At 69.0% G+C, this 23971-nt stretch carries 21 protein-coding genes; 16 read left to right on the top strand and 5 right to left on the bottom strand.

The window, feature by feature from the left end; all coding sequences use genetic code 11:
- Window positions 1–74: 74 nt before the first annotated feature.
- The 8 genes from paaA (at window position 75) to V7053_RS00895 (ending at window position 7989) form a co-directional block, all read left to right on the top strand.
- Entirely contained in the window at window positions 75–1070 is a 996-nt protein-coding gene (gene paaA / locus V7053_RS00860; protein ID WP_334170367.1) for a 1,2-phenylacetyl-CoA epoxidase subunit PaaA, read from the top strand.
- Window positions 1071–1379 carry a 1,2-phenylacetyl-CoA epoxidase subunit PaaB gene (gene paaB / locus V7053_RS00865; protein ID WP_334170368.1) on the top strand — a complete coding sequence of 103 codons (309 nt, stop codon included), beginning with the start codon at window positions 1071–1073 and terminating at the stop codon, window positions 1377–1379.
- Window positions 1376–2242: a 1,2-phenylacetyl-CoA epoxidase subunit PaaC gene (paaC, locus tag V7053_RS00870; RefSeq protein ID WP_334170369.1), complete on the top strand. Its 867-nt coding sequence runs from the start codon at window positions 1376–1378 to the stop codon at window positions 2240–2242. The genes paaB and paaC overlap by 4 nt, the downstream gene beginning before the upstream one ends.
- An 8-nt stretch (window positions 2243–2250) precedes the next feature.
- Window positions 2251–2742 carry a 1,2-phenylacetyl-CoA epoxidase subunit PaaD gene (gene paaD / locus V7053_RS00875; protein WP_334170370.1) on the top strand — a complete coding sequence of 164 codons (492 nt, stop codon included), beginning with the start codon at window positions 2251–2253 and terminating at the stop codon, window positions 2740–2742.
- A gap of 20 nt (window positions 2743–2762) precedes the next feature.
- Window positions 2763–3959 carry a 1,2-phenylacetyl-CoA epoxidase subunit PaaE gene (paaE, locus tag V7053_RS00880; RefSeq protein WP_334170371.1) on the top strand — a complete coding sequence of 399 codons (1197 nt, stop codon included), beginning with the start codon at window positions 2763–2765 and terminating at the stop codon, window positions 3957–3959.
- A 19-nt stretch (window positions 3960–3978) separates the two neighbouring features.
- On the top strand, window positions 3979–4761 hold the full coding sequence (locus V7053_RS00885; protein WP_334170372.1) for an enoyl-CoA hydratase/isomerase family protein: 783 nt from the start codon (window positions 3979–3981) through the stop codon (window positions 4759–4761).
- 25 nt (window positions 4762–4786) lie between these two features.
- Window positions 4787–6205, top strand: a complete 1419-nt coding sequence (locus tag V7053_RS00890; protein ID WP_334170373.1) for a glutamate decarboxylase — start codon at window positions 4787–4789, stop codon at window positions 6203–6205.
- 167 nt (window positions 6206–6372) lie between these two features.
- Window positions 6373–7989: an HNH endonuclease gene (locus tag V7053_RS00895; RefSeq protein WP_334170374.1), complete on the top strand. Its 1617-nt coding sequence runs from the start codon at window positions 6373–6375 to the stop codon at window positions 7987–7989.
- Between the two features lie 9 nt (window positions 7990–7998).
- Here the strand turns inward: V7053_RS00895 and V7053_RS00900 are convergent, their stop codons facing one another.
- Window positions 7999–8451 carry an Lrp/AsnC family transcriptional regulator gene (locus tag V7053_RS00900; RefSeq protein ID WP_443022476.1) on the bottom strand — a complete coding sequence of 151 codons (453 nt, stop codon included), beginning with the start codon at window positions 8449–8451 and terminating at the stop codon, window positions 7999–8001.
- 161 nt (window positions 8452–8612) lie between these two features.
- On the opposite strand from V7053_RS00900, the gene pdhA reads away from it, so the two are divergent.
- The 5 genes from pdhA (at window position 8613) to V7053_RS00925 (ending at window position 14521) form a co-directional block, all read left to right on the top strand.
- The gene (gene pdhA, locus V7053_RS00905) at window positions 8613–9785 is read left to right on the top strand and encodes a pyruvate dehydrogenase (acetyl-transferring) E1 component subunit alpha (protein ID WP_334170376.1); all 1173 of its coding nucleotides are present in this window, start codon (window positions 8613–8615) and stop codon (window positions 9783–9785) included.
- On the top strand, window positions 9782–10849 hold the full coding sequence (locus V7053_RS00910; RefSeq protein WP_334170377.1) for an alpha-ketoacid dehydrogenase subunit beta: 1068 nt from the start codon (window positions 9782–9784) through the stop codon (window positions 10847–10849). The genes pdhA and V7053_RS00910 overlap by 4 nt, the downstream gene beginning before the upstream one ends.
- Entirely contained in the window at window positions 10849–12225 is a 1377-nt protein-coding gene (locus tag V7053_RS00915; RefSeq protein ID WP_334170378.1) for a dihydrolipoamide acetyltransferase family protein, read from the top strand. Before V7053_RS00910 ends, V7053_RS00915 begins: the two co-directional genes overlap by 1 nt.
- 82 nt (window positions 12226–12307) lie before the next feature.
- Complete coding sequence (locus V7053_RS00920) at window positions 12308–13138, top strand: MBL fold metallo-hydrolase (protein WP_334170379.1); 831 nt, start codon at window positions 12308–12310, stop codon at window positions 13136–13138.
- A 33-nt stretch (window positions 13139–13171) separates the two neighbouring features.
- On the top strand, window positions 13172–14521 hold the full coding sequence (locus V7053_RS00925) for a MinD/ParA family ATP-binding protein (protein WP_334170380.1): 1350 nt from the start codon (window positions 13172–13174) through the stop codon (window positions 14519–14521).
- 235 nt (window positions 14522–14756) lie between these two features.
- On the opposite strand, the gene V7053_RS00930 is transcribed toward V7053_RS00925, so the two are convergent.
- Window positions 14757–15680, bottom strand: coding sequence for a phosphatase PAP2 family protein (locus V7053_RS00930; protein WP_334170381.1), 924 nt, complete (start codon window positions 15678–15680; stop codon window positions 14757–14759).
- A gap of 85 nt (window positions 15681–15765) precedes the next feature.
- Between V7053_RS00930 and V7053_RS00935 the strand changes: the two genes are divergently transcribed.
- Complete coding sequence (locus tag V7053_RS00935; protein WP_334170382.1) at window positions 15766–16482, top strand: M50 family metallopeptidase; 717 nt, start codon at window positions 15766–15768, stop codon at window positions 16480–16482.
- Window positions 16479–17498, top strand: coding sequence for an o-succinylbenzoate synthase (locus tag V7053_RS00940; protein ID WP_334170383.1), 1020 nt, complete (start codon window positions 16479–16481; stop codon window positions 17496–17498). The genes V7053_RS00935 and V7053_RS00940 overlap by 4 nt, the downstream gene beginning before the upstream one ends.
- Here V7053_RS00940 and V7053_RS00945 read toward each other — a convergent pair.
- Window positions 17474–20191 (bottom strand): MGH1-like glycoside hydrolase domain-containing protein, encoded by a 2718-nt coding sequence (locus V7053_RS00945; RefSeq protein WP_334170384.1) that lies wholly within the window; start codon window positions 20189–20191, stop codon window positions 17474–17476. The two genes, V7053_RS00940 and V7053_RS00945, sit on opposite strands and share 25 nt — an antisense overlap.
- Between V7053_RS00945 and menD the strand changes: the two genes are divergently transcribed.
- Window positions 20190–21971 (top strand): 2-succinyl-5-enolpyruvyl-6-hydroxy-3-cyclohexene-1-carboxylic-acid synthase, encoded by a 1782-nt coding sequence (menD, locus tag V7053_RS00950; protein WP_443022477.1) that lies wholly within the window; start codon window positions 20190–20192, stop codon window positions 21969–21971. The genes V7053_RS00945 and menD overlap by 2 nt on opposite strands.
- A gap of 167 nt (window positions 21972–22138) precedes the next feature.
- On the opposite strand, the gene V7053_RS00955 is transcribed toward menD, so the two are convergent.
- Both V7053_RS00955 and V7053_RS00960 read right to left on the bottom strand, forming a co-directional pair.
- Window positions 22139–22966, bottom strand: coding sequence for an amino acid ABC transporter ATP-binding protein (locus V7053_RS00955; protein WP_334170386.1), 828 nt, complete (start codon window positions 22964–22966; stop codon window positions 22139–22141).
- A complete protein-coding gene (locus V7053_RS00960) occupies window positions 22963–23970 on the bottom strand; it encodes an amino acid ABC transporter permease (RefSeq protein WP_334170387.1) in 1008 nt (335 codons plus the stop codon). The genes V7053_RS00955 and V7053_RS00960 overlap by 4 nt, the downstream gene beginning before the upstream one ends.
- Window position 23971: the final 1 nt, after the last annotated feature.

The following is a 23971-nucleotide window of genomic DNA, read 5'->3' on the forward strand; positions in this document are numbered from 1 at the left end:
CACGGGCGGCTTGACGCCCGTTGGCCTGTCCACATATTCTGAACGAACGGTCGGTAATTATTTGAGGAGGAGCTATGGCAGCTGCGCCCCTGCAGCCCGTGCCCGCGGCGGCGTCCGCCGCAATGTCCCCAGAGGACCGCGAGGGCCAGGCATCTTTTGACCGCATCATCGGCGAGGACTCCCGCATCGAGCCGACGGACTGGATGCCGGAGGCATACCGCAGGACGCTCACCCGGCAGATCTCGCAGCACGCGCACTCGGAGATCATCGGGATGCAGCCGGAGGCCAACTGGATCACGCGCGCGCCGAGCCTCAAGCGCAAGGCGATCCTGATGGCCAAGGTCCAGGACGAGGCCGGCCACGGTCTCTACCTCTACTCGGCTGCCGAGACGCTCGGCACGCCGCGGGACGTCCTCAACCAGCAGCTGCTGGACGGCAAGGCGAAGTACTCGTCGATCTTCAACTATCCGGCTCGCAGCTGGGCGGATATGGGAGCAATCGGCTGGCTCGTCGACGGCGCCGCGATCGCGAACCAGGTCCCCCTGTGCCGGGCGAGCTACGGTCCCTACGGACGCGCGATGGTGCGGATCTGCAAGGAGGAGTCGTTCCACCAGCGGCAGGGCTTCGAGATTCTCCTCGAGCTCTCCCGCGGCACTCCGGAGCAGAAGAAGATGGCGCAGGACGCCGTCAACCGCTTCTACGCGCCGGCCCTCATGATGTTCGGGCCGCCGGACGACGACTCGCCCAACTCGAAGCAGTCCATGGCCTGGAACATCAAGCGGTTCTCGAACGACGAGCTGCGCCAGCGGTTCGTCGGCATGATCGCCGAGCAGGTCAAGGTCCTCGGGCTCACGCTCCCCGACCCGGAGCTCCGCTTCGACGAGGAGACGGGCAAGTGGATCCACATGGAGCTCGACTGGCAGGAATTCAAGGACGTCATCGCTGGGCGCGGGCCATGCAATGCCCAGCGCATGGCACGCCGCCGTGAGGCGCACGAAGACGGGACGTGGGTGCGCGAAGCTGCCAAGGCCTACGCCATGAAGAAGATGCAGAAGGCGGGTGCCGCGTAGATGAACCAGCAGCCGATGAACCAGCACGCCAACATCTGGCCCCTCTGGGAGGTCTTCGTGCGCTCGAGCCGCGGACTCTCGCACGTCCACGCCGGTTCCCTGCACGCGCCCGACGCTGAGATGGCGCTGCGGAACGCCCGTGACCTCTATACGCGGCGGAACGAGGGCGTCTCGATCTGGGTCGTGCCCTCCGACGCGATCACGGCATCCGATCCCGACGCGAAGGGCTCCTTCTTCGAGTCCGCTCAGGGCAAGGACTACCGCCACGCCACCTACTACACCAAGAGCGAAGGCGTGAAGCACCTGTGACCCCCACCCACGCCGCCCCAGACCACTCCCTCGACAGCTTCGGCGACGCCGCGGCGTCGGCCACGCGGGTCACCCCGGGCAACGCTCTGCGCCCCGAGGACATCGCGCTCCAGACGGAGCGGCCCAGCGAGGACGCCGCCCGGTACGCGCTGCGCCTCGGAGACGACTCGCTCGTCCTGGCCCAGCGGCTGGGCCACTGGATCTCCCGCGGCCCCGAGATCGAGGAGGACATAGCGCTCGGCAACATCGCCCTCGACCTCCTCGGCCACGCCCGCTCGTTCCTCACCTACGCAGGCCACGCGTGGGGCAAGACTGAGGACGACCTCGCGTACTGGCGCGAGGAGGAAGAGTTCCGTTCCGCGTGGATCTTCGAGCAGCCCAACGGCGACTTCGGGGTGACGATCGCGCGCCAGCTGGTCGTCGCCGTCTACCAGCGCCTCCTCTACGCGCGGCTCGTCGAGTCGACCGACCGGACGATCGCCGCCATCGCGGCGAAGGCGCTCAAGGAGGTCGACTACCACCGTGACCACGCGATTCAGTGGACGCTCCGCCTCGGCGACGGAACGGACGAGTCGCACCGGCGCATGCAGGCCGCGGTCGAGCTCATGTGGCCCTATGTAGACGAGCTGTTCGACGACGATGAGCTCGTCGAGCGCGTCGGCGCGGCCGGGGTTCGTCCCTCGACGCTCCGCGCCGAGTTCGATGCCGAGCTCGCGGCGGTCCTCGACGAGGCCACGCTGAGCCTGCCCGCCGTGCCCCGCGCCCGCGGCGGGGGTCGCCGAGGCGAGCACACCGAGCACCTCGGCTACCTGCTCGCCGAGATGCAGGTGCTCGCGCGCAAGCATCCGGGCGCGACCTGGTAGGGGCTGCCGTGATCACGACCGACGACGACGTCGTCGCCCTCGCGGCGACCGTGAATGACCCCGAGATCCCGGTGCTGAGCATCCGGGACCTCGGGATCCTCCGGGACGGGCGCCTCGAGGCCGACGGCACGGTGCGCCTCACCATCACCCCGACCTACTCGGGCTGTCCCGCCATGGACGCGATCCGCGACGACCTGCAGCGTGTCTTCCACGAGGCGGGGTACGAGCGGGTCCGCGTGAACCTCGTCCTCTCCCCGGCGTGGACCACCGACTGGATGACCCCGGAGGGCAAGGCCAAGCTCGAGGAGTACGGCATCGCCCCGCCCACGGGGGCGGCCAGCGTCCACGCCGGACCGGTTCGCCTTGGGCTCGCCGTCAAATGTCCGCGCTGCCACTCGCTCAACACGCGCGAGCTCTCCCGCTTCGGTTCGACGTCCTGCAAGGCGCTCTACGTGTGCCAGGACTGCCGCGAGCCCTTCGACTACTTCAAGGTGCTGTAGATGACTTCGAGGTGTTCCCTATGACCGACCAGTTGACCGAGGACGCCGAGGCGACCGGCCGCCGTCGTGCGTCCTTCCACCCGCTCGAGGTGAGCCAGGTCCGCCGTCTGACGAACGATGCGATCGAGGTGACGTTCGCCGTCCCCGCCGCGCTCGCCGACGAGTACGACTACATTCCGGGTCAGTACGTCGCGCTCCGCGCCCAGCTGCCCGAGGGCGGTCCGGAGGGCGAACCCAAGGAGGTCCGCCGGAGCTACTCGATCTGTGCCACGCCCGAGCGCTTCGAGGACGGCAGCAGCGAGATCCGGGTGGCCATCAAGAAGGACCTTGGCGGCGTCTTCTCGACGTGGGCCAACGAACACCTCGCGGCCGGCGACACGCTCGACGTCATGAGTCCGGCGGGGGCCTTCATCTCGAAGCACCGGATGACGGGCCTCAATGACCCGTCGAGCATCGATACGGACCGCGAGCACACGTTCGTCGCGGTCGCTGCCGGGTCCGGCATCACGCCGGTCATCGCGATCGCGAAGACCGTCCTCGCCGCGAACGAGAACGTCCGTTTCGACCTGGTCTACGCGAACAAGGCCGCGATGGACGTCATGTTCGTCGAGGAGCTCGCCGACCTCAAGGACAAGTACCCGGCCCGCTTCGCCCTCCACCACGTCCTCTCGCGAGAGCAGCGCATCTCGCCCCTGCTCTCCGGCCGGGTCGATGCGGAGAAGCTCACCACGCTGCTCAACACCGTGATCCACGCCGACGACGTCGACGAGTGGTTCCTCTGCGGGCCTTTCGAGCTCGTCCAGCTGGTGCGGGACACGCTGTCGGCGCGCGGCGTCGAGCCCGAGAAGGTCCGCTTCGAACTCTTCACGACGGGCACTCCGACCCATCTCGAGGGGAACATCGGCAGGCCCATCGTGGAGGATGACTCGGGCAGGAACTTCGACATCGAGTTCCGCCTCGACGGACTCTCCGGCGTCGTCAAGAGCCCTGCCGCGGCGAACGAGACGATCCTCAACGCGGCCCTGCGCGTGCGCCCGGACGTCCCGTTCGCGTGCGCGGGCGGCGTGTGCGGCACGTGCCGGGCGAAGCTCGTCAAGGGCACGGTAGACATGGCGGAGAACTACGCGCTCGAGCCAGACGAGCTCGAGCGAGGGTACGTCCTGACCTGCCAGTCGCGCCCGACGTCCGACGCCGTGTCCGTGGACTTCGACGCCTGATCCAGGAACTGAGGAGACCGTGATTTCACTCGCCATTGCTGACGGCGTCGCCGAGGTGGTCCTCGACGCTCCCCAGAAGCTCAACGCCGTCGACCCTGCGGCGCTCGCCGAGCTTTCCGAGGCGTACGACGACGCCGCTGCCGCCGCCTCCCGCGGCGAGGTGCGGGCCCTGCTCCTCCGCGGGGAGGGGCGCGCGTTCTGTGCGGGCCGGGACATCTCCGGCGTCGACCCCGCCGAGGATGACGTGCTCGGATATCTGGGCGGTACCGTGACGCCGCTCATGCAGAAGATGGCAGCGTTCCCCGCCCCGACCTTCGCCGCCGCCCAGGGGGCCACGCTCGGGGTGGGCCTCGGCCTCCTGCTGGCGACCGACGTCGTCTATGTCGCCGAAGACGCGAAGCTCGGCTCGCCGTTCGCCAACCTCGGAGCGACCCTCGACTCGGGCGGCCACTGGTACTTCACCGAGCGGCTCGGCATGCACCGCACCCTCGACCTCATCTACACGGCGGACCTTCTGACCGGTGCCGAGGCCGTGCGCGCAGGCCTGTTCAGCCGGGCCTTCCCCGCCGACGAGCTGCTCGAGCGCACCCGGCAGACCGTCCACCGGGTCGCGCAGGGCGCCACGAGCGCGTTCATCGCGTCGAAGGAGCTCGTCGCCCAGATCCGGGACCGGCGTCTGGGGCTGTGGGACTCGATGGACGCGGAGAACAAGGCGCAGGCCGCGCTGTGCGAGTCGGCGGACTACCGCGAGGGCTTCAAGGCCTTCCAAGAGAAGCGGAAGCCGGAGTTCTCGGGGCGGTAGCCGGACCGGCCGGTAGTCTGGCCCGGTGACCGCCTCTCGAAGAGCTTCTCACCATACCCCCAACTCCAGCCACGAGACCTCGGTCAACGTCGAGCTGAACCCTCTGTTCAGCCGGCCTGGCGAGGCGTCCGTCTTCCCGCGCTTCACCGTCCCCGAGGGCGAATCGCTGCCCTCGACCGCTTATCAGATCGTCCACGACGACGCGATGCTCGACGGCAACGCTCGGCTCAACCTCGCGACCTTCGTGGGCACCTGGATGGAGCCCGAGGCCGGAAAGCTCTACGCCGAGACGGTCGACAAGAACATGATCGATCGGGACGAGTACCCCAAGACGGCGGAGATCGAGCACCGCTGCTGGCGGATGCTCGCAGACCTGTGGAACGCGCCGGATCCCACCGACACCATCGGCACGTCGACGGTGGGTTCCTCTGAGGCGTGCATGCTCGCGGGCCTCGCCCTCAAACGCCGCTGGCAGCACGGGCGGCGCGATGCGGACAAGCCCACGGAGCGGCCGAACCTCGTCATGAGCTCAGCGGTTCAGGTGTGCTGGGAGAAGTTCTGCAACTACTTCGAAGTCGAGGCGCGCTACGTGCCGATATCGGAGGAGCACCGGGTGCTCGACGGCCACGGGCTCGAGCAGTACGTCGACGAGAACACCATTGGCGTCGTCGCGATCATGGGCGTGACCTACACGGGCATGTACGAGCCCGTGCAGCAGATCTCCGAGGCGCTGGACGAGATCCAGGCCTCCAAGGGGTTCGACGTCCCGATCCACGTGGACGGCGCGTCCGGTGCGATGATTGCCCCGTTCCTGCAGCCAGAACTCACGTGGGACTTCCGCTTGCCCCGGGTCGTCTCGATCAATACGTCTGGGCACAAGTACGGTCTCGTGTATCCAGGGCTCGGATGGGTTGTGTGGCGGAATACCGAAGCCTTGCCCGAGGATCTCGTGTTCCACGTGAGCTACCTCGGCGGCGACATGCCAACCTTTGCCCTGAACTTCTCCCGGCCCGGGGCGCAGGTGCTCCTGCAGTACTACCTGTTCCTGCGCCTCGGCATCGAGGGCTACCGCGCCGTCCACGCGGCGTGCCGGGAGGTCGCCGAATACCTGGCCCGGGAGATCGGCGCGATGGAACCCTTCGAGCTGTGGAATGACGGGTCCGACATCCCGGTCTTCGCCTGGAGCCTGCGCGAGGGCCACACGGACAAGTGGAACCTGCACCACCTCTCCGACCGCCTTCGGATGGAGGGGTGGCTCGTCCCTGCCTATCCCATGCCGGCCGGCCTCGAGGGCCTCACCGTGCAGCGCATCGTGGTACGCAACGGCTTCACGCGGGATCTTGCTGCGAGCTTCCTCGAGGATCTGCGCAACGCGGTCGAGTTCCTCGACTCGGCGGACGCTCCGTTCCCTGACCCGGGCCACGCCTCGGCGTTCCATCACTAGCCTTCGATTCCCGGCGCTCCTGCCCTGGCGTTCCATGGCGGGCGGTTCCTGCTCGGGCGGTTGCTGCCCTGGCGGTTGCTGAGCCCGGAGGGCAGCAGCCAAGGGCACTCGAATGTTTATTTGATCGTTCGTTTGTCTTTCGAATGCAACTTCGATACACTCGTTCCATGATGGGGGCGCGGACAGTTGCGAGGGGGAGGGTTGCCGCGGCGACAGGTGCGGTGGTGGACGGGCGTGGCGGTTCTCACGGCGAGGATTGGCGCGACGCGTTCAATGGTCTGCTGGGCCGACGCGAGGGCCCGTCGACAGATGAGATCAATTCCTTCCTTGCCCGGCTCGCTCTCTGTGGCGGCCTGAAGGATCTCCCGGGTCCGGAGCTCATCGATCGGCTTGATGCGCTCGAGAGATTGAAGGCGGCCGCCTCGGGGGAGCAGGCGCGAGTCCAAGTCGCGTTCGCCGAGCTGTGCGAGGCGGGCATCGATCCGCGCGCCGCTGCCCTCGAGAGTGCGACGGGCCGAAGCGCCGCGAGGACTCGCGAACGATCGGCCGCGGCTCAGATAGCACTCGCGCGGAAGGTGTCGCCGTCCCGTGGGGCAAGGCTTCTGGCGATGTCGAAGCGGCTCGTCGGCGAGATGCCCCACACCTTTCAGGCCTTGGCAGCAGGTCGCCTCACCGAGGAGCGGGCGCTTTTCGTCGCCGAGGGGGTCGAAGTCCTCTCGGCTGGCGCGCGCTCTGCCGTGGACGAGGATCTGGCCGGCGATCCGCGGCGATTCGAAGGCTTGGGGGATCGCGGAGTCCAGAATGCTGTACGCGCCGCGGTGGATGCCATTGACGACGGCGCGGGCCTCGCCCGTGTGCGCAAGGCCGAGCAGGAGCGAAGGGTCACGGTCAGACGCCTTCCAGATGCTATGGCCCAGCTCACGGCGATCCTCCCGGTTGCGCAGGCCATCGCGGTCGGAGGGGCCCTCAGGGCGGAAGGTGGGGCCGCGCGGGCGGCGGGGGATGGGCGGACCATGGGGCAGATCGCAGCCGATACCCTGGTCGAGCGTGTGACTGGCCAGTCCCACGCCGATGCTGTGCCGCTTCGTGTCGGCCTCGTCATGACGAGTTCTTCTCTGTTCGAGGGTGGCCGAGAGCCGGCGTTGCTCCAGGGCTATGGGACAGTTGCGGCCGGCCAGGCTCGCGCGATGGTCGCGGCGTCGTCGGGTGGTGGGAGCACTTCGCCGTCGATCGGCGCTGTTGCATCGGCCGCTCGTCCTTCGGTGAGCGCCGTGCCCAGAGCTGTCGAGTCGGGTGCTCGTCCTTCGGTGAGCGCCGTGCCCAGCGCCGCTTCCCTCGCCGGGGTCTGGCTTCGTCGGCTCTATCTTGATCCGTCAACCGGTGAGCTCGCCGCCATGGACTCCAAGTCCCGCCGCTTCCCCCGTGCACTTGCGCAGTTCATCGAGACCAGGGACCAAGTCTGCCGTCGTCCCTACTGTGAGGCTCCAATCCGGCACATCGACCACGTGGTGCCCGTCGCGTCAGGCGGGGAGACGAGCGTCGAGAACGGCCAAGGGCTGTGCGAGGCCTGCAATCACGCGAAAGAATCCCTCGGCTGGGAGCACGCGGTGGTGGGGAGTGAAGAACCGGACGGAACCCGGGGTGACATCCTGACGGTCACGCCTACCGGTCATGAATACTTCTCGCCGCCGCCGACCTTGCCGGGTGCGCTCCCACGGACCCTGCCGCGGGAAGGGAGGCTGCCCCTGGAAGGGAGGCCGCCCCGGGAGTGGCGGGTCAGCTGACCCTTTGCTTCACCTCGTGTCGAGGTCTTCGAACACGAGGAACGTCTGCGTGTCCAGGACGCCCGGCATGTTCTGGAGTTGGTCGAAGACGACGCGGCGGAGGTCCGTGTTGTCGACGGCGCGCACGAGGAGGATGACGTCGAAGTCGCCGCCTACGAGGGCGATGTGGTGGATCTCTGGGATCGCCTTGAGCTGCTCGCGAAGCTCGCGCCATGAGTGCTGTCGGACTTTGAGGGTCACGTAGGCGCTCGACCGCAGCCCCGCCTTGAGCGGGTCCACGAGTGCCGTGTACTTCGTGATGATTCCTTGCTCTTGGAGCTTTGCGATTCGGTTGTAGGCGTGGGCCCGCGAGATGTGGACGTTCTCGGCGATGGTGGTGACCGAACGTCGGGCGTCCTCGGTGAGTTGGGCGAGGATCGCACGATCCACATCGTCCACGTGACCTCCTGTGATCTGGATCATTCTCCCGGTTTCGTCTACAGATTAGCCGATTCTGGCTCCAACTTTCCAAGATTTCGCACACTCGTGGATACGAAAAGCCGTTCGGCGGATACTTGTGGCAACAAAGCTTGGCTCAGAACAGGACGTCTGGCTCAGGACAGGACATGCTGCGAGGAGGCATCATGACGATTCCCGCGGAGGCCCAAGAGGCCGTCAAGCGCTTCGGGATCAGCATCGAGGACTATATGCTCCCGGTGCACGGTCAGATCCAGATTCTCTCGGAGGACGGGACGATGCGCCCCGAGGACGAGCGTGGCTCGAGTCCCGGCCACCAATACCCGGTCCCGAGCGATACCGAGCTGCTCGAGGCGTATCGTCGCCTCGTCGTCGGACGCAGGGTCAACGACCAGAACTCGGCGCTCGTGCGCCAGGGCCGGCTGGCCGTGTACCCGTCGAGCCATGGGCAGGAGGCCTGCCAGGTCGCGGCGGCTCTGTGCCTCCGCGATGGCGATTGGATGTTCCCGACGTACCGGGATGCGGTCGCGGTCATGACCCGGGGTGTCGACCCCGTAGAAGCCATGACCCTCTTCCGCGGAGACTGGCACGGCGGCTATGACCCGCACGAGCGGAACGTCGGCATCCAGAGCACTCCCCTTACGACTCAGCTCCTCCACGCAGTCGGCGTGGCCCACGCGGCCAAGCTCCGTGGAGAGGAGACCGTGGTCCTCGCGATGTGCGGCGACGGGGCGACGAGCGAAGGGGACTTCCACGAGGCCCTCAACTTTGCGGCCGTGTTCCGTCTCCCAGTCGTCTTCTTCGTGCAGAACAACCAATACGCGATCTCGGTGCCGCTCGCTCACCAGACCGTTGCGCCGTCACTCGCCCACAAGGCCGTGGGGTACGGGATGGCCGGGGAGAGGGTCGACGGAAACGACGTCGTCGCTCTGCTCGCGGTCCTCGACCGCGCTGTGACCCTCGCCCGTGCGGGCTCGGGCCCACTTCTCGTCGAAGCCAACACCTATCGCATGCAGGCCCACACCAATGCCGACGACGCGACGCGCTATCGCAACGAAGCCGAGGTTCAGGCGTGGGCTGCCAAGGACCCCCTCAACCGCATGCGGCATTACCTCCGCTCGACGGGTCTGCTGACCGACGACGTCGAGTCCGCCTTTGCCGGCGACGCTGAAGATGTCGCCCAGCAGCTCCGCGAGGGTCTCAGCGCGGACCCCGAGCTCGACCCCCAAGAGCTGTTCCGCCACGTCTTCACGGAACCCACACCCCAGCTGCGCGAGCAGGCCGCCTTCCTGGCCGACGAACTCACGCGCGACGAGCAGTCAGGAAAGGAACTCCGATGAGCACGGTCGCCGAGGCCGCCGCAGCGCGCGCGGCCGCAGACGCCGAGAGGAAAGACGGCCCCGAGCCTGTGACCTTCGCGAAGGCGCTCACCACGGCGATGGCGGACGCCATGCGCGAGGACGACGCCGTCGTCGTCTTCGGCGAGGACGTCGCCAAGCTGGGTGGTGTCTTCCGGATCACCGACGGTCTCATGTCCGAATTCGGAGAGAAGCGGTGCTTTGACACGCCCCTCGCAGAATCGGGGATTGTCGGCATGGCTCTGGGCATGGCGATGAACGGCATGCGGCCCATCGTCGAGATGCAGTTCGATGCTTTCGCGTACCCGGCTTTCGAGCAGATCGCGAGCCACGTCGCGAAGATGCACAACCGGACGCGGGGCCGCGTGCGCCTGCCCATGGTGATCCGGGTGCCGTACGCGGGGGGCATCGGCGGAGTCGAGCACCACTGCGACTCCTCCGAGGCCTATTACGCCCACACACCGGGCCTCAAGGTCTTCACGCCGGCGACGGTCGCGGACGCCTACCGTCTGCTGCGCGAGGCTATCGCGAGCGACGATCCGGTCGTGTTCATGGAACCCAAGAAGCTCTACTGGTCGAAGGAGGCCGTCGACCTCGCGGCCCTGCGAGCGGAGTTCGACGGCGGAGCGACACAGCGCGCCGAGGGGCGGGCCGTCGTCGCCCGCGCCGGCACGGACGCGACCCTCATCGCGTACGGCCCCGCGCTTCCCCCCGCGCTCGCGGCGGCCGAGGCCGCGGCCGTCGAGGGCCGCTCGGTCGAGGTCCTCGACCTGCGCACCATCGTCCCGTTCGACGATGAGACGATCGCGGCATCTGTCCGCAAGACCGGGCGCGTGGTCGTTGTGGCCGAGGCGCAGAGCTTCGCCTCGGTCGCATCCGAGATCGTCGCGCGCGTCCAGGAGCGCTGCTTTCACTCGCTCGCCGCGCCGGTCCGCCGGGTGGCCGGCTTCGACATCCCGTTCCCGCCGCCGAAGCTCGAGCATTGGTACCTGCCGAGCGTCGACCGCATCCTCGACGCCCTCGACGATCTCCAGTGGGAGGACTGATGACCGTGACCCGTGAATTCCTGCTTCCCGACCTGGGGGAAGGGCTGACCGAGGCCGAGCTCGTCCGCTGGCTCGTGGCAGTAGGAGACTCGGTCGCCGTCGACCAGCCCGTCGTCGAGGTCGAGACGGCGAAGGCCGTGGTCGAGGTGCCCTCGCCCTACGCCGGCGTCGTCGCCGTCCTGCATGGGGAGCCGGGGGAGACCGTCGACGTCGGGCGACCCCTGATCAGCATCGATGAGGCTGATGCACGGGCGGCCACTGCTCAGGCTGATGCACGGGCGGCCACTGCCCGGGCAGCTGAGGCGTACCGCACGGAAGAACGGGCGGGGGCTTCTGGGGCGGGGTCCGGGAACGTCCTCATCGGCTACGGAACGTCGGAGGCGGCGGCGAGCGGGAGGAAGCGGCGCCGAAAGGGTGCTCCAGCCCCGATCCTGACCGCCCTGAACGGCACCCCGACGCATGCGCCGAAGGAAGCTATCCGGGTCGGGTCGCCGCTCGTGCGGCGGTTGGCCCGGGACCTCGGCGTCGACCTCCACTCGGTCAAGGGCTCGGGCCAGGACGGGCTCATACTGCGTCGTGACGTGGACCTGGCCGCCCAGTCGCGGCACCCGGCCGCGCCGGCAACCGTGCCGGACCTGCAACCGGCCGCCACGGACTCGGTCACGGGACTCGGGATCGCGTCGCGCACCCCTGTCCGCGGCGTGCGGAAGGCGGTTGCGCAGGCGATGTCGCGCAGCCGCACCGAGATTCCCGAGGCGACCGTGTGGGTCGACGTCGATGCCACCGAGCTCGTGGCCCTTCGCGAAGGACTCAAGCGCCGAGAGCCCGAGCGCGCGCCCAGTCTCCTCGCGTTCATCGCCCGTTTCGCCCTCGCCGGACTCGAGAGGCACCCCGAGCTCAATACCCGGGTCGAGACGAAGGAGGACGGGAGCCAGGAGATCGTCGCGTTCGACGGCGTGAACCTCGGATTCGCCGCCCAGACCGAGCGCGGACTCGTGGTGCCGAGCATCCGCGGGGCGCATCGCATGAGCGCCCGGAACCTCGACGCCGAGCTCCGCCGGCTCACGGCCCTCGCCCGCGACGGGAAGGCCGCCCCGGCTGACCTCACGGGAAGTACCTTCACACTCAACAACTACGGCGTCTTCGGTGTCGACGGGAGCGCCGCCATCATCAACTATCCCGAGGCCGCGATCCTCGGGGTGGGACGGATTCTCGACCGTCCTTGGGCCGTGGAAGGCCGCCTTGAAGTGCGGAAAGTCGTGCAGTTGACGCTCGTCTTCGACCACCGGGTCTGCGATGGCGGAACGGCCGGAGGCTTCCTGCGGTTCGTCGCTGACGCCGTCGAACATCCGGGCGGCATTCTCGCCGACCTCTGAGCGCCCATGGCAGAATCGGACGCACGACCTGACAGACCAGCGTAGAAGTAAGGACGTACGGCGTATGGATGAAAGGCCTCCAGTGTCTTCATGGCGCGACCTCGGCGGCGAGACGTACTCGCTGAGCCTCGAGCCGCTTCGACTCAACATCGGCCTCGTCATCGGGACCGAGCGGGCCCTCGTGGTGGACACGGGGGAGGGGCCGCGGCAAGCACGGCTGATTTTCGAGGCGGTGCGCGAGAAGACCGGGCTGCCGCTCGTCGTCGTCAATACGCATGCCCACTACGACCACTACTTCGGCAACGCCGTGTTCGCGGCCGCGGGGGTCACGGAGTTCTGGGCGCACGAGAACGCGGCGCTCACTATGGCGACCCGCGGCGAGGAGGCCCGGGCCGAAATCGCGAGGGCCGAAGTAGCTGGCCGAGAGCCGGAGATGGCGGAGGGGAACGCCGATCACACGGAAATCGTCGTGCCCCAGGCGATCGTGCACGATCAGCCCGTGCTCGTGGACCTCGGCGGCCAGTCGGTCACGCTCTTCTACCTCGGGCGCGGCCACACCGATGGCGACCTTCTCGTTGGGACCTCCACGACGCTCTTCACCGGGGACCTCGTCGAAGAGGGCTCCTATCCCGAGTTCGGCGACGCCTACCCCGAGGAGTGGGCTGACGTGCTGCGGCACATCTCGGCGCTGCGCCACCGCTACGAGCACCTCGTTCCGGGCCACGGGGGGCTCTGCACGGACGTTGCCGTGCGCACGATGGCCGAGACGATGGCCACCGCCGTTCGCTCGGCGCGGCAGGCCACACGCGAATCGCCCAACGACGCGACCAAGGCCATCCCGATCCTCCCGTACGGCCCCGAGCAGTCCAGACTGTTCATCAGCCGCCTCAGGGCGGCCAGCAGCCTGCACTAGAGTGGCCTGCGGGGCAGGTACGAAAGGGGCGGGATGGTCGACGACGGAACACAGCAGCGCACAGGCGACGGCGGTGCTTCCGCCACCTCAGCGCCGCCCGTGCCCCTGACGCGACGAGAGCTGCGCCGCCTGCGCGAAGCCGAGGAGGCCGCGCGGACGGAGCAGGCTCCTCCGGAACCGCTGCTTGCCCGGACAGGAGCGCCCGTGGCCGAGTCTGCGCCGTTCGAGCCTGCGCCGTTCGAGCCTGTGCCGTTCGAGCCTGCGCCGCTCGAGCCTGTGCCGTTTGAGCCTGTGCCGTTCGAGCCTGCGCCGGTGGAGCGAGGGCAGGTTGAGCCTGAGCCTGAGCCTGAGCCTGCGCCCGTCGAGCCCGGGCCGGCTGAGCCTGCGCCCGTCGGGCCTGCGCCCCTTGAGCCCGCGCAGGCTGAGTCTGACTCCCTGCCCACGGCCTCCTCCCTGGCCCCGACCGAGCAGCCAGCAGGGTTCATCAAGCCCTCCCAGGCTGCCCCGCCGCGCGGGGGCTTCCGTGGTTGGCTATACCGGCTCACCGGCGGCACGCTCAACCTCGGTCCGTCGCCCGCCGAGCGCGAGGATGCACAGCTCAACCGCCGCATCCGCCGTCGCCTTGACGGCAGTCGCAACACCGCGCTGCTCTCGATGAAAGGCGGCGTCGGCAAGACCTCGACGACGGTCGGCGTCGGCCTCACGCTGGCGAGCATCCGCTCGGGCAGCGTGTGCGCGATCGACGCGAATCCAGACGCCGGCGACCTCATAGAGCGTGCCCTCGGCGAGGGTGCCTACGAGTCGGAGCGCCAGCTCACGATCACGAGGCTCCTCCGCGAGCTCGGCGACAACGATTCACGCGTCGCGCTCGACGCCTATCTGCACGAGGTGCGGAGCCTGCGCCTGCTGGCAGGCGAGCAGGACCCCGACCTCTCCGACTCCCTCCGGGCCGAGGACTACGAACGGGTCTACTCGCTTGTGTCGCGCCACTACGGCGTGACGCTCACGGATTGCGGCACAGGCGTGAGCCGGCCTGCCATGCGCGGGATCCTCGAACACGCAGACAACATCGTCGTTGCCGCCGGCTTCGCAGTGAGCGGGGCCAAGCGGGCGCGGGACACCCTCCTCTGGCTCTCCGCCCATGGCTTCGACCATCTGGCGAAGGAGGCGATCGTCGTCGTGACCGACAAGGACGATGTCTCGGCCCGCGTCGACAAGGCTGCCATCGAGGCCGCGCTGGCCGGGATGTGCCGCATGCTCATCAGCGTCCCCCACGACAAGGCCGTGGCCGACGGCGACCTCGTGTCCCTCGAGGCCGTTCGCCCCGAGACGCGGCGGGCCTACAAGGAGATCGCCGCCGCAATCGTCGACGGCTACCGCTGACGCCCCACCCGGCTCGAAAAGGGTCGTCCGCTCAGACACGGAACAGCACGGCTGCCCCCAATAGCAGCCGTGTTGCTCCGGTGGTGATCCGATCGATGATCCGATCAAGGTTTTATCCAATGACTGGATATGAGAAGGCTAGCGGCCCAATCGGCCATGTGCAACGGGTGTTTGAGAACTGCGCCTGATTGTTTTAGGACTGGGCCTGATTGTTTTAGGACTGCGTCCGATTGTCTCAGGACTGGGGCCGATTGCGTGGCACCGCTACCGCGAACAGCCACGTTGCCGCAATGCCGAGGAGGTACCCGCTGATCACGATGAGCGAGAGTCCCGCCCAGAAGTAGTGCGTTGTACTGACGACGCCGGAGCCCGGAGCGATGCGGACAAGCATCACGACACCGAGTGCCGTCGCGGCGAGCCCCATCAGCAGGGGCACCGTGAGCCATACCCGCGACGATGCCCACGTGCTGCCGAATCCGTCCCAGGTGTTCCACCGTCCACCGGTCCTCAGCACGAGCCAGCCCGCCGGGGCCATGCACGCCCCGACGACGAGGAACGCAGCGACGACGTCCGCTGGACGATGCCACTGGTTGACGAGGGTTGCGCCCCCCGCTGCGACGGCGAACGTCGTGCCGGCGAAGGCGACGAAGGGTCGCTTGGCAGGTGAGCATACGAGGAAGACGGCAGCCGCGGCGGAGGCCGCCGCCGTCGTGTGGCCAGAGGGAAGCGAATTCTCCATGATCGTCTGGATGCCACGGAACGGGCGCGTGAAGACGTACGCCTTGAGCACGTGAGTCAGGACGTTCGCGGCTCCCGCCCCGGCCAACGCGATGAGCGCGCCCTGCCACCGCCGCTTGACGATCGCCGCGTAGAGCAGGCCGCCCAACCCGACGACGACGGCGAGGGTCGGCAGGGCGTCGAGAAAGCCGAGGGCCGCCTTGGTCGCCTTGCCGTACACGGCGACGGCTTCGTCGAGGGCGGATTCGTCGATGTACTGGCCCGTAGTCGTCCGCACGAAGAACCAGTAGGTTCCCACGACGCCCATCACCGAGGCAATGGTCGCCACGAGGAAGAGCCCCGGGCCTGCGACGACCTCGCGGCATGGAGCCGTGAGCCGTGCGGAAGCGGGCGTGCCGGCGTTCTCGCGGGTGGAAACCATGCCACCTAGCCTCGCACACGCCCCTGTGGACGGCCTGATGCCCGCTCGGCCCCGAGCTCTCAGGCAGCTCGGATAGGGTCGAGTGGTGGTTCAGGAATGGTGGACGGACTTCGTCGACGGCTTCACGCGCACCGCGCCGCTCACGGTGCCCGGCTACGAGCTCGTGTGGCTGCTCGTCGGGGCGGCCGCGCTGTGCGTCGTGCCCGTGCTCTGGAGGTTCTTCGGTCGCTTCGTGACGATCGTGCACGAGCTCGGACACGCCTTTGCCGGTCTCGCCACGGGCATGCGCGTCACCGGGATCACCCTCCGCATGGACCAGGGCGGGACGACGCAGGGAATGGGGCGGGGCCGGGCCGTGTGGTTCGGATTCTGGGGCTACCCCGCACCCGCAGTCGTCGGCGCCGCCCTGGTGTGGGCCTCGTCGCAGGGCTGGGGGAGGGCGGCGCTCTCGGCCGCCCTCGTCGTGCTCGTGCTCACGTTCCTCTTCATCCGCAACGTGCAGGGCGCGCTCATCCTGCTCGGGGCCATCGTCGTCGTCGGGGCGCTCGTCGTCGCCGTCCCGCCGGACCTCCAGGGCCAGCTCGCGCTCGGGGCCGGCGTCGCCCTCGTGCTGGGGGCCGTGCGCGACTGGTGGAACCTCGTCTCGGTCCACACGAGCCGGCGCCGCGAGCTCGCAAGCTCGGACGCGTTCATCCTCTCGCGGAAGACGGGGGTTCCCGCCGCGGTCTGGCTGCTCTCCTTCGCCGTCGTCATCGGCTTGAGCGGCGCGGCGGCCTGGCTTGTGCTGAGGGTGGCGGCATGACGGCCGCCCGCTCTCCGCTGCCGCCGCTCGGCGAGCTCGAGGCGACCGCCGCCGTCGTCCGTCTTCCGCTGACCGTCAAGTTCCGCGGCGTCCTCGAGCGGGAGGCCCTCCTGCTCCGCGGCCCCGCAGGCTGGGGGGAGTTCTCCCCGTTCCTCGAGTACGACGACGTCGAATCCTCCCGCTGGCTCGCCTCGGCCATCGAGGCGGCCTGGGAAGGCTTCCCCGAGCCTCTCCGGGACACCGTGCCGGTCAACGCGACGGTGCCCGCTGTCGGTGCCGAACGCGTTCCCGAGATCCTCGCCAAGTACGGCGCGGTGCAGGCGGTCAAGGTCAAGGTCGCCGAACGCGGGCAGTCCCTCGAGGACGACGTCGCCCGCGTCGCAGCGGTCCGGGAGGCACTGCCCGATGCCGCCGTGCGGGTTGACGCGAACGCCGCCTGGACCGTCGACGAGGCCGTCGAGGCGCTCACGGCCCTCGCCCCGTTCGGGCTCGAATACGCCGAGCAGCCGGCAGCCGGGATCGAGGGACTCGCCGCAGTCCGGTCCCGCCTCGCCGCGTCCGGCCTCCGGCTCCCGATCGCGGCCGACGAAAGCGTCCGCAAAGTGGAGGACCCGCTCCGCGTGGCCCGTGCCGGTGCCGCGGACCTCATCATCGTGAAGGTCGCCCCGCTCGGTGGCGTGCGCCGGGCGCTTGAGATCGTGCGCGAGGCCGGTCTGCCCGCCGTCGTGAGCTCGGCGCTCGACACATCGGTGGGCCTCGCCGCGGGCGTCGCGCTGGCCGCGGCGCTCCCCGGGCTCCCGCACGCGTGCGGCCTCGGCACAGGGGCGCTGTTCGCGCATGACGTCGTGCGCTCGCCCTTGGTGCCCCGCGACGGCGTCCTGCCAGTCCGCGCGGTGTTCACCGGCGCAGCGACACCTGACCCTGAGCTGCTCAGGGAGCACGCCGCGGCAGCCGACCGCCGCGCGTGGTGGCTCGACCGCCTGCGCCGCTGCTACGCGGTGCTGGCCGGAAGCTGAGCCCGCTGGCAGATGAGGTGCGCCACGAGGGCGGTCCAGCCCGTCTGATGCGACGCCCCGATCCCTGCGCCCGTGTCTCCGTGGAAGTACTCGCTGAACGTGGGGTGCGCGTCCCAGAGGGGGCCCGACGGGTGATGCCTGGGGGTGCTGGGGCGGCGCCCGCTTCCGTCTGGCCGGAAGAGCCGCACAAGCCGTTCCTCGAGCTCGTGGGCGACCTCTGAGAGGGGGAGCTTCGCGCCCGAGCCGCTCGGAAACTCGACCGCGAGCTCGGCTCCGGCGCCCTCAGCGTAGACCGCGAGGGCATCGGCCACGAGGACGTTGACCGGGAACCACACCGGTCCGCGCCAATTGGAATTGCCGCCGAACAGGCCGGAATCGGACTCGCCAGGGAGATACGTGATGCTCATGGGCTGCCCGGCGACGTCGACGGTGAAGGGCTCGCGATAGGCCGCCGACAGCGAGCGAAGGCCGTACGGCGAGAGGAACTCGCCCTCGTCGAGGAGCCGGGCTAGCACCCGTTCGAGCCGGTCGTCGTGCAGGACGGCGAGCGTGAGATGCGTCGGATCCGCGCCCTCCGGGGCGTCGCCGTTGCTCGCCTTCACAAGGGCCCCCGTCTGGTCCGGGCGGTGGCGCTGGAGCCAATGCAGGTTCTGGGCGAAGTCCGGGAGCAGCTTGACCGCCCACTCGGGCGTCACCGCAACCGCGAGGAGCGGAAGGAGTCCGACCATGCTGCGGATCGGCAGCCGCTCCTGACGGCCGTCCTCGCCCAACAGGACGTCGTAGAAGAAGCCGTCCTGTTCGTCCCACAGGGAGACCCCGCCGCTTCCGAACGTGTCCATTGCCTGGGCGATGGCGAGGAAATGCTCAAGGAATTTGGTGGCGAGGTCGTCCCAGACGCGGTCATCGCGCGCCAGTTCGAGGGCGATGCGCATCATGGTGAGGCAGTAGAACCCCATCCAGCTTGTCGCGTCCGACTGCTCCAGACGGTGACCGGGCGGCAGGCCCTTCGACCGGTCGAAGGCCCCGATGTTGTCCATGCCGAGGAACCCGCCCTCGAAGAGATTCGAGCCGTCGGCGTCCTTCCGGTTGACCCACCACGAGAAATTCAGGAGCAGCTTTGCGAACACCCGCGTGAGGAAGTGCTTGTCCCGCGAGCCGTCGATGCAGTAGACCTGCCAGGCGGCCCATGCGTGGACGGGAGGGTTGACGTCGCCGAAGGCCCACTCGTACGCCGGGAGCTGCCCGTCGGGGTGCATCGCCCATTCGCGGCACAGCAGGACGAGCTGGTTCTTGGCGAAGTCCGGGTCAACATGGGCGAGCGCCACGCAGTGGAATGCGAGGTCCCACGAAGCGAACCACGGATATTCCCACTCGTCCGGCATCGAGATGACGTCCGCGAGCGCAAGCTGCCGCCAGCCGCTGTTGCGCCCCCACCCTGACTGCCGGTCCGATGGAGGTGCAGGGAACGCCGGGTCGCCCTCAAGCCACTCGCGGACCGAGTAGCGGTAGTGCTGTTTGCCCCACAGGAGTCCAGCGAAGGCGCGACGGGCCACGAGCGCGTCCTCCGACGACGAGGATCCGCGACCCTCGCCGATGACCGACGCGTAGAACTCGTCCGCCTCGCGCTCGCGGTCCTCGAGCACGTCGTCGAAGCCGACGCCGAAGGGTTCGAGGGGAAGGCCCTCGCCGGTGAGGCGCAGCCGCACCGTGACGCTCGCTCCCGGGGCCACGGCCGGAAAATGCCAGCGGATGCCCGTCTTCGTGCCCTCCTCGGCAGGGTTGAGCAGCGATCGGTCGCCGCGGACTATCGCGGCGTCGATGGCGTTCTTCGGGTGGGGCGAAGGGTTGGACGGCGCCGCGAAGAGGTCGACGTCGTTGCTTTCGTTGTCGCAGAACAGCACCTCGGGAGCTGAGACGCCGGGAGTGCTGTCGGCCGCCTCGGCGGCGAGCACATACCTTCCCAGGAATCCATGCGTCGCCTCGACGGCCACCACGCCGCCGGGGGAGAGCTCGGGCGCGCGCAGGCGGCGGATCTGGGGGCGCCGGCTGTCCCGCCCCCAGGCCCACGTGTTCCGGAACCAGAGCTGCGCAACGAGGTCGAGCGGCGCGGCATCCGGGCCGTGGTTGGTGGCCGTGACGGTGATGCACATATCGTCCGGCGAGGCCTTCGCATGCACCGTCTCGATGTCGAAGAACCGGTTCTCGGCGAGGATGCCGGTATCCGCGAGCTCGTATTCCGGCTCCGCCCGGGAGCGCGAGGCGTTGACGCGCACGAGCTCGTCGTAGGGGTACGCGGCCTGCGGGTAGCGGTAGAGCGTCTTCGCCCAGGAATGCGTCGGTGTCGCGTCGAGGTGCCACCAGTGCTCCTTGACGTCCTCTCCGTGGTTGCCCTGGCCGTTCGTGAGCCCGAAGTAGCGCTCTTTGAGACGGTCGTCCTGCCCGTTCCACAGCGCGATGCCGAGGTTGAGGAACCCGAAGCGGTCGCAGAGCCCGGCGATGCCGTCCTCGCCCCAGCGGTAGGCGCGCCGGTGGGCGTGGTCGAACGGGAAGAAGTCCCACGCGTCGCCATCGGCGGAGTAGTCCTCGCGGACCGTCCCCCACTGGCGGCCAGCGAGGTAGGGCCCCCACAGTCGCCAAGGATCGGAATCCTCGGGCGACTCGGAAAGGCGGCGGTGTTCGGCGGTGTCCGGCATGGCGTCAGTCTGCCACGGGCGTCTGACAGTCTTCGGGTGCCGACCCGAAGCACCGCAGCAAGCCTACGATGGACATGTGACTTCTCTCGGCTCTCTCGAGGCCGCCCGCGAAGTGGTCTCCGGACTGCTCGCGGGCGGCGTCCGTCGCGTGGTCGTGTGCCCTGGGTCCCGCAGCGCCCCCCTCGCCTACGCGCTCGCCGAGGCCGAGGGCCGGGGACTGCTCGAGCTTGTCATCCGCATCGACGAGCGGGCGGGCGGCTTCACTGCGCTCGGTGCCGCACTCTCGTCGGGGCGTCCGACGGCGGTTCTCACCACGAGCGGGACGGCCGTGGGGAACCTGTTGCCCGCGGTGATGGAGGCGAACCACGCGGAGGTCCCGCTCGTCGTGCTCTCGGCCGACCGCCCGGCCGAACTCCATGGCACGGGGGCGAACCAGACGACCGAGCAGCTCGACCTCTTCGGCGAGCACGTGCGCTTCGCGACGTCCATCGCGGCGGGGGAGTCGCCGTCGTCGGCCGTGCGTACCGCGCTCAGTGCCGCGTCGGGGCTGCTGCCGGGGGTCCCCTCGGGCCCCGTCCAGGTCAATGTGTGCTTCCGGGAGCCGCTCGTCCCCGCCGGGGAGTGGGAGCCGGCGACGGCGGGCTGGCAGCAGCCGCCGACCGAGGGCTTCGCGTACCGGCGCCCTGCCGTCGCCGCGCTCGGGGGGCTCCCGCCCCGCCGGACGGTGGTCCTCGCCGGGCACGCGGCCGGGCCGCTCGCCGAGGCGTTCGCGGCCGCCCACGGGCTCCCGCTGCTCGCTGAGCCGTCGTCGAACGCCAGGTTCGGCTCGCACGCCGTCGGGCCCTACCGTGTGCTGCTGGATGGGCACCCCGGCGACGGGATAGAGCGCGTCGTGCTGTTCGGCCGGCCCACGCTCAGCCGCCCCGTGACGGCGTTGCTGGCCCGGGAGGGCGTCGAGACGGCGCTGTACCACCCTCGGCCGGCGGCGTGGTTCGAGGAGGGACGGCGGCGCGAGCGGCTCGTCGAGGACCTCGACGAACTCTCCCACTTCGCCGGTCGCGGCGCGGAAGGCTGGCTGGACACGTGGCTGCTCGCGGGCGCGAGCGCCCAGGAGGCCATCGACCGGCTCCTCGCGGGCTCGCCGCTCTCCGGTCCGAAGCTTGCGCAGCTCGTGTGGCAGCACGCCCGCGGCCAGCTCATGCTCGGCTCCTCGAACGGCATCCGGGACGTGGATCTCGCGGCGCCCCCGCCCGCCGAGCCCGGCGCCCGAGTGTTCGCCAACCGCGGGCTCTCAGGGATCGACGGAACCATCTCGAGCGCGACCGGGCTGTGGCTCGGAAACCGACTCGAGACCACGCTCTTCCTCGGGGATCTCACGTTCCTCCACGACGCCGGGGGCCTGCTGCTCGGCGTGGGCGAGGCTGAGCCCTCGCTTCGGATCGTCGTGCTCAACGATGCCGGCGGGGCAATCTTCGGGCTCCTCGAGCACGGGCGCGTGGGCGGCGACGAGGCACGCCCCGGCGCCGCCGCCGCCGTCGAACGCCTCTTCGGCACGCCGCACAAGGCGGACCTGCGAGCGCTCGCGGCGGCCTATGGCATCCGGCACACGGCGGTGCGGACGACGGCGGAGGCCGCTTCCGCGCTTGCCGCGCCGCGCACGGGCGGCCGGGAGATCATCGAGGCACGGGTGGACCGTTCCGGACTGCGGGGGCTGCACGAACGGCTGCGTTCGGCGGTCACCGAATCCGTCTCCCCCCAGCACCGTTACGGGTACAGATAATCGCTGTGTGAAGCGTTGCGGGTACGGATACCCGGCTCCTGAAGCGTTGCGGGTACGAATACCCGCGGGGTAGTGCGGGCTCCCTCACAGGAAGACGCCTTGTCGCGGGGAAGGCGCGCTGAGAGCGTCTTCCCCGCGAAAAGGCGTCGTGGGAATGCGTCGGGCGGTCAGAGGACCTTGCTGAGGAAGCTCCTCGTTCGCTCCTGCCGCGGGTTGGCGATGACGTCGCGGGGGTTGCCCGATTCGACGACGACGCCGCCGTCCATGAAGGTCAGGGTGTCCCCGACCTCGCGGGCGAAGCCGATCTCATGGGTGACGACGACCATGGTCATGCCGGACTTGGCGAGGTCCTTCATGACGTTGAGGACATCTCCGACGAGCTCGGGGTCGAGGGCGGAGGTGGGCTCGTCGAAGAGCATCAGCTCTGGATCCATGGCCAGAGCCCGGGCGATCGCGACGCGCTGCTGCTGGCCGCCGGAGAGCTGGGCCGGGTAGTGCTTGGCCCGGTCGGAGAGGCCGACGCGGTCGAGGAGCTCGAGGGCGCGCCTTCTGGCCACGGCCTTGTCCTGGCCCTTGACCTGGACGGGGGCCTCCATGATGTTCTCGAGGGCCGTCTTGTGGCCGAAGAGGTTGAAGCGCTGGAACACCATGCCGATGTTGCGGCGCTGGGCGGCGATCTCCTTCACGTGCAGCTCGTGGAGCTTGCCGCCCTTTTCGCGGTAGCCGATGAGCTCGTCCTTGACCCAGATCCGCCCCGCACTGATGGTCTCGAGGTGGTTGACGCAGCGCAGGAGGGTGGACTTGCCGGACCCGGACGGCCCGATGAGCACCGAGACCTCGCCCTGCTTGACGGTCATGTCGATCCCGCGCAGGACGTGGTGCTCCCCGAAGTACTTGTGGACGCTCTCGATCCGGACCAGATCCTTTGCGCCCTGCAGGGATGAGGGGGCGGAAAGAGGCTGGCTGTTCGGGCTCGTCTGGGCTGAGGCGCTCATCGTCCGCTCTCCTCGATCGTGGGGCCGGCCGCGGTCGGACCCCCGGGGATGGCGTCGCCCGGGACCGAATCCGTACGTGCGGCCGCGGCCTTGGCCGCAGCCGGGTTCACGGCGGCAGCGGCGACGAGGTTGTCCACGCCCCTGCCGTAGTACTTCTCGATGTAGTGCTGGCCGACCATGAGGATGCTCGTGACCAGCAGGTACCAGGCGGCCGCCACGATCAGCAGCGGGATTGGCTGGTAGGTGCGGTTCGCCAACGCGTTCGTGACAAAAGTCAGGTCATAGGTGAACGGGACCGCGAGGACGAGGGAGGTCGTCTTGAGCATGCCGATCGTCTCGTTGCCTGTCGGCGGCACGATGACCCGCATTGCCTGGGGCAGGATGATCCGCCACATGACCTTCGTCCCACGCATTCCGAGGGCCTCGGCGGCTTCCATCTGACCCCTGTCTACGGACTTCAGGCCCGCTCGGAAGATCTCGGCGAGGTATGCGGATTCGTTGAGGCCGAGGCCCAGGACGGCGGGGATGAAGCCCTTCGACGGGTCGCTGAGGATGTAGGTGGCCAGTGCAGGTCCGAACGGGATGCCGAGCGAGATCGTGGGGTACAGCACCGTGACCAGACCCCAGAAGATCAGCTGGGTGTAGACCGGAGTGCCGCGGAAGAACCAGACCCAGAACCATGACGACCAGCGCAGGATCGGGTTGTCCGACTGCCGCATGAACGCGAGGACAATTGCCAGGATGATGGCGAGGAGCATCGACAGGACGGTCAGGAGCAGGGTCCAGCCCACGCCCTGGACGACGTTGACGTCTCGGATGTAGGCAGCGACAGTACCCCACGCGAAGCGGGGGTTGGTGGCGAGGCTCTGGACGGCCAGCGCGGCGAGGATGAGGATGATGGCGGCTGCGATCCACCGGCCCGGGTGGCGCACCGGAACTGCCTTGATCAGTTCCGGTGCGCCACCCCGAGTGGCCTCGGCGGTGTCCGCCTGGCGAGCAGTCATG

It is taken from the genome of Sinomonas sp., assembly GCF_036848755.1.
Taxonomy (GTDB): Bacteria; Actinomycetota; Actinomycetes; order Actinomycetales; family Micrococcaceae; genus Sinomonas.